Here is a 6738-nt window from a genome sequence, read left to right as displayed (position 1 = left end):
TCAGAATGCTACGGTGAATACGTTCCCGGGCCTTGTACACACCGCCCGTCACACCATGGGAGTGGGCTGCACCAGAAGTAGATAGCTTAACCCTTCGGGGAGGGCGTTTACCACGGTGTGGTTCATGACTGGGGTGAAGTCGTAACAAGGTAGCCCTAGGGGAACCTGGGGCTGGATCACCTCCTTAAACGATAGACTGCTGTTTTATGCAGTGTCCACACAGATTGCTTGGTTGAAATGTAAGAGAGCATCTAAGTTGCCCAATAACTTAGAAAAACTAAGTCCCGTTCGTCTAGAGGCCTAGGACACCGCCCTTTCACGGCGGTAACAGGGGTTCGACTCCCCTACGGGACGCCACTTTCTCTTTGATAGAGTCAAAGAAAAAGYAANGGGTCGTTAGCTCAGTTGGTAGAGCAGTTGACTTTTAATCAATTGGTCGCAGGTTCGAATCCTGCACGACCCACCATCTCCTCCACAGGCGATGTAAAACTAATGTGGGCGATTAGCTCAGTTGGGAGAGCACCTGCCTTACAAGCAGGGGGTCACTGGTTCGAGCCCGGTATCGCCCACCACTCTCTAAGAATTTTCTGCACRNAATCGCAGGTTTAACGAAGGTGACTTTGTTAAGTCCGCATTTTTGACGCTGAAAATCATTAGAAAGTGGTTTTCGAGAGAAAAACACAATGTTCTTTAACAATTTGGAAAGCTGACTAGTAAATTCAATTGGTCGTCACTNCGACGATGATTGAATTACAATAGTTTTTATTCTTTAAGAATAAAAACGAGTTCTCAAAACAAACACATTCAAGTGTCTTGTGTAAGAGTCCGGCGAAAAACCAATGTTTRAYTCTTTCTTGATCGAAGAGTTRAACGTAAACCTTGGTTGTTTGAACATACAGACCTCTTGGGGTTGTATGGTTAAGTGACTAAGCGTACACGGTGGATGCCTTGGCAGTCAGAGGCGATGAAGGACGTATTAACTTGCGATAAGCCCAGATTAGGCAGTAAAAGCCACTTGAGTCTGGGATTTCCGAATGGGGAAACCCACGTGCATAAGCACGTATCGTTACGTGAATACATAGCGTAACGAGGCGAACCGGGGGAACTGAAACATCTAAGTACCCCGAGGAAGAGAAATCAACCGAGATTCCGGTAGTAGCGGCGAGCGAAACCGGATTAGCCCTTAAGCTAGTTGTGCGACAGGTGAATGTGCTGGAAAGCACAGCGATACAGGGTGATAGCCCCGTAACCGGTAGCGCATTTCAAGTGAAAACGAGTAGGACGGGACACGTGTTATCCTGTTTGAATATGGGGGGACCATCCTCCAAGGCTAAATACTCCTGACTGACCGATAGTGAACCAGTACCGTGAGGGAAAGGCGAAAAGAACCCCTGTGAGGGGAGTGAAATAGAACCTGAAACCGTGTACGTACAAGCAGTAGGAGCAGGCTTTGTCCTGTGACTGCGTACCTTTTGTATAATGGGTCAGCGACTTAATTTTAGTAGCAAGGTTAACCGTTTAGGGGAGCCGTAGGGAAACCGAGTCTTAACTGGGCGTACAGTTGCTAGGATTAGACCCGAAACCAGGTGATCTAGCCATGGGCAGGTTGAAGGTGAGGTAACACTTACTGGAGGACCGAACCGACTAATGTTGAAAAATTAGCGGATGACTTGTGGCTAGGGGTGAAAGGCCAATCAAACCTGGAGATAGCTGGTTCTCCCCGAAAGCTATTTAGGTAGCGCCTCGGACGAATACTACTGGGGGTAGAGCACTGTTAAGGCTAGGGGGTCATCCCGACTTACCAACCCTTTGCAAACTCCGAATACCAGTAAGTACTATCCGGGAGACACACGGCGGGTGCTAACGTCCGTCGTGGAGAGGGAAACAACCCAGACCGCCAGCTAAGGTCCCAAAGTTATAGCTAAGTGGGAAACGATGTGGGAAGGCTCAGACAGCCAGGATGTTGGCTTAGAAGCAGCCATCATTTAAAGAAAGCGTAATAGCTCACTGGTCGAGTCGGCCTGCGCGGAAGATTTAACGGGGCTAAGCTATACACCGAAGCTGCGGCAATGTGACTTGTCAYATTGGGTAGGGGAGCGTTCTGTAAGCGGTTGAAGGTGTGTCGTAAGGCATGCTGGACGTATCAGAAGTGCGAATGCTGACATGAGTAACGATAAAGGGAGTGAAAAACTCCCTCGCCGGAAGATCAAGGGTTCCTGTCCAACGTTAATCGGGGCAGGGTGAGTCGACCCCTAAGGCGAGGCCGAAAGGCGTAGTCGATGGGAAACGGGTTAATATTCCCGTACTGCTTATAACTGCGATGGAGGGACGGAGAAGGCTAGGTGGGCTTGGCGACGGTCGTCCAAGTTCAAGTATGTAGGCGGTAATCTTAGGCAAATCCGGGATTACTTAACGCTGAGATACGATGTCGAGNCACTACGGTGNTGAAGTCATTGATGCCATGCTTCCGGGAAAAGCTTCTAAGCTTCAGGTTATAAGGAATCGTACCCCAAACCGACACAGGTGATCAGGTAGAGAATACCAAGGCGCTTGAGAGAACTCGGGTGAAGGAACTAGGCAAAATGGTACCGTAACTTCGGGAGAAGGTACGCTCCTAGCGGTGATGAGACTTGCTCTCTAAGCTGCCGGGAGTCGCAGATACCAGGTGGCTGCAACTGTTTATTAAAAACACAGCACTGTGCAAAATCGAAAGATGACGTATACGGTGTGACGCCTGCCCGGTGCCGGAAGGTTAATTGATGGGGTTAGACTTCGGTCGAAGCTCTTGATCGAAGCCCCGGTAAACGGCGGCCGTAACTATAACGGTCCTAAGGTAGCGAAATTCCTTGTCGGGTAAGTTCCGACCTGCACGAATGGCGTAATGATGGCCACGCTGTCTCCACCCGAGACTCAGTGAAATTGAAATCGCAGTGAAGATGCTGCGTACCCGCGGCTAGACGGAAAGACCCCGTGAACCTTTACTACAGCTTGGCACTGAACATTGACCCTACATGTGTAGGATAGGTGGGAGGCTTTGAAGCAGTCACGCTAGTGATTGTGGAGCCGTCCTTGAAATACCACCCTTGTCGTGTTGATGTTCTAACGTCGCCCCCTTATCGGGGGTGCGGACAGTGCCTGGTGGGTAGTTTGACTGGGGCGGTCTCCTCCCAAAGAGTAACGGAGGAGCACGAAGGTGGGCTAATCACGGTCGGACATCGTGAGGTTAGTGCAATGGCATAAGCCCGCTTGACTGCGAGAATGACAATTCGAGCAGGTGCGAAAGCAGGTCATAGTGATCCGGTGGTTCTGTATGGAAGGGCCATCGCTCAACGGATAAAAGGTACTCCGGGGATAACAGGCTGATACCGCCCAAGAGTTCATATCGACGGCGGTGTTTGGCACCTCGATGTCGGCTCATCACATCCTGGGGCTGAAGTCGGTCCCAAGGGTATGGCTGTTCGCCATTTAAAGTGGTACGCGAGCTGGGTTTAGAACGTCGTGAGACAGTTCGGTCCCTATCTGCCGTGGGCGTTGGATGATTGAGAGGGGCTGCTCCTAGTACGAGAGGACCGGAGTGGACGAACCTCTGGTGTTCGGGTTGTCACGCCAGTGGCATTGCCCGGTAGCTAAGTTCGGAATCGATAAACGCTGAAAGCATCTAAGCGTGAAGCGAGCCTCAAGATGAGTCATCCCTAGACCTTTAAGGTCTCTAAAGGGTTGTTGAAGACTACGACGTTGATAGGCAGGGTGTGTAAGTGCTGCGAGGCATTGAGCTAACCTGTACTAATTGCCCGTGAGGCTTAACCATACAACACCCAAGGGGTTTTATCTCGCAAGAGACGACGGACTCCACAAACACTTGAATCGTGTGTTGAGAACAAAACTAGTTAACTTTTCCAGATTGCTATTTACGGCCATGAGGCGGTAAATAAANCGAATTTGCTTGGCGACCATAGCGTTATGGACCCACCTGATCCCATGCCGAACTCAGTAGTGAAACGTAACAGCGCCGATGGTAGTGTGGGGTCTCCCCATGTGAGAGTAGGACATCGCCAGGCTYCAAATTGATGAGAGCCCGTTCAGTGAACGGGCTTTTATTTCGCTCCCRCTGATTGAAAGGTGAGCGACGTCAACAGAAGGTTTTTACTTTYCCATCGAATGATGAAAAAGCTGAAAATTTTGTCTTGACTGAATATCAGAAAAGCGTATTATACGCAGCCTGACTCGCGAAAGCACAATGTGCTAACGYATTGAAAGTCAACGTTCTTTAACAATTTGACCATGCAATCTGTGTGGGCACTCGTGAAATGATAGTCAACAAAAGAATTATCAATGATACTGAGTGACCAATACAAATGATAAGTTTACTTATGATTTGGCACAGTCAATTCGTTCGTTACTTCGGTAATGAACAACACAGTTTTTCATTGAGCCGCTATTTATAGCAGCAAACACTTTTAATTGAAGAGTTTGATCATGGCTCAGATTGAACGCTGGCGGCAGGCCTAACACATGCAAGTCGAGCGGTAACAGGAAGGAAGCTTGCTTTTTTTGCTGACGAGCGGCGGACGGGTGAGTAATGCCTGGGAACATGCCTTAGTGTGGGGGATAACCATTGGAAACGATGGCTAATACCGCATAACGTCTACGGACCAAAGAGGGGGCTTTTCTTTTCTTCGGAATAGGGGACCTCTCGCGCTAAGATTGGCCCAGGTGGGATTAGCTAGTAGGTGGGGTAAAGGCTCACCTAGGCGACGATCCCTAGCTGGTCTGAGAGGATGATCAGCCACACTGGAACTGAGACACGGTCCAGACTCCTACGGGAGGCAGCAGTGGGGAATATTGCACAATGGGGGAAACCCTGATGCAGCCATGCCGCGTGTGTGAAGAAGGCCTTCGGGTTGTAAAGCACTTTCAGTTGTGAGGAAGGTTCATGCGTTAATAGCGTATGGATTTGACGTTAGCAACAGAAGAAGCACCGGCTAACTCCGTGCCAGCAGCCGCGGTAATACGGAGGGTGCGAGCGTTAATCGGAATTACTGGGCGTAAAGCGCATGCAGGTGGCTTGTTAAGCCAGATGTGAAAGCCCGGGGCTTAACCTCGGAATAGCATTTGGAACTGGCAGGCTAGAGTACTGTAGAGGGGGGTAGAATTTCAGGTGTAGCGGTGAAATGCGTAGAGATCTGAAGGAATACCGGTGGCGAAGGCGGCCCCCTGGACAGATACTGACACTCAGATGCGAAAGCGTGGGGAGCAAACAGGATTAGATACCCTGGTAGTCCACGCCGTAAACGATGTCTACTTGGAGGTTGTTCCCTTGAGGAGTGGCTTTCGGAGCTAACGCGTTAAGTAGACCGCCTGGGGAGTACGGTCGCAAGATTAAAACTCAAATGAATTGACGGGGGCCCGCACAAGCGGTGGAGCATGTGGTTTAATTCGATGCAACGCGAAGAACCTTACCTACTCTTGACATCCAGAGAAGCCGAAAGAGATTTTGGTGTGCCTTCGGGAACTCTGAGACAGGTGCTGCATGGCTGTCGTCAGCTCGTGTTGTGAAATGTTGGGTTAAGTCCCGCAACGAGCGCAACCCCTATCCTTGTTTGCCAGCACGTAATGGTGGGAACTCCAGGGAGACTGCCGGTGATAAACCGGAGGAAGGTGGGGACGACGTCAAGTCATCATGGCCCTTACGAGTAGGGCTACACACGTGCTACAATGGCGTATACAGAGGGCTGCCAACCAGCGATGGTGAGCGAATCCCACAAAGTACGTCGTAGTCCGGATTGGAGTCTGCAACTCGACTCCATGAAGTCGGAATCGCTAGTAATCGTAGATCAGAATGCTACGGTGAATACGTTCCCGGGCCTTGTACACACCGCCCGTCACACCATGGGAGTGGGCTGCACCAGAAGTAGATAGCTTAACCCTTCGGGGAGGGCGTTTACCACGGTGTGGTTCATGACTGGGGTGAAGTCGTAACAAGGTAGCCCTAGGGGAACCTGGGGCTGGATCACCTCCTTAAACGATAGACTGCTGTTTTATGCAGTGTCCACACAGATTGCTTGGTTAAAATGTTAGAAGAACAGCGAAAGCGCTAATGAATGACTTCGGTTATTGATTAACGCTTTTTGCGTTAAGCTCTTTAACAATTTGGAAAGCTGACTAGTAAATTCAATTGGTCGTCACTTCGACGANTGATTGAATTACAATAGTTTTTATTCTTTAAGAATAAAAAATAAAAACGAGTTCTCAAGCAATACACATTCAAGTGTCTTGTATCGAGTCCGGCGAAAAACCAATGTCCTTATCTTTCTTGATCGAAGATAGGTGACGAACCTTGGTTGTTTGAACATACAGACCTCTTGGGGTTGTATGGTTAAGTGACTAAGCGTACACGGTGGATGCCTTGGCAGTCAGAGGCGATGAAGGACGTATTAACTTGCGATAAGCCCAGATTAGGCAGTAAAAGCCACTTGAGTCTGGGATTTCCGAATGGGGAAACCCACGTGCATAAGCACGTATCATGCAGTGAATACATAGCTGTATGAGGCGAACCGGGGGAACTGAAACATCTAAGTACCCCGAGGAAGAGAAATCAACCGAGATTCCGGTAGTAGCGGCGAGCGAAACCGGATTAGCCCTTAAGCTAGTTGTGCGACAGGTGAATGTGCTGGAAAGCACAGCGATACAGGGTGATAGCCCCGTAACCGGTAGCGCATTTCAAGTGAAAACGAGTAG

General features: G+C 49.6%; 3 tRNA genes and 5 rRNA genes. All 8 read left to right on the top strand.

The features are described 5' to 3' along the window. Positions 1 to 187, top strand: a 16S ribosomal RNA gene (locus L4C36_RS00465); the annotation flags it as partial. 94 nt (positions 188 to 281) lie between these two features. Beyond that, a tRNA-Glu gene (locus L4C36_RS00460) sits at positions 282 to 357 on the top strand. A 33-nt stretch (positions 358 to 390) separates the two neighbouring features. After that, a tRNA-Lys gene (locus L4C36_RS00455) sits at positions 391 to 466 on the top strand. Between the two features lie 30 nt (positions 467 to 496). After that, positions 497 to 572 (top strand) — tRNA-Val (locus L4C36_RS00450). Between the two features lie 344 nt (positions 573 to 916). Then, positions 917 to 3808 (top strand): 23S ribosomal RNA (locus tag L4C36_RS00445). Positions 3809 to 3942: 134 nt separating this feature from the next. Then, positions 3943 to 4058, top strand: a 5S ribosomal RNA gene (gene rrf / locus L4C36_RS00440). A gap of 400 nt (positions 4059 to 4458) precedes the next feature. Beyond that, positions 4459 to 6021: ribosomal RNA gene (locus L4C36_RS00435) — 16S ribosomal RNA — on the top strand. A gap of 353 nt (positions 6022 to 6374) precedes the next feature. Further along, positions 6375 to 6738, top strand: a 23S ribosomal RNA gene (locus tag L4C36_RS00430); the annotation flags it as partial.

It is taken from the genome of Photobacterium japonica (genome assembly GCF_050337005.1).
GTDB classification, from domain to species: Bacteria; Pseudomonadota; Gammaproteobacteria; order Enterobacterales; family Vibrionaceae; genus Photobacterium; species Photobacterium japonica.
Note: the sequence above shows the minus strand (reverse complement) of the source record. Positions and strands in the feature narration are given on the sequence as shown.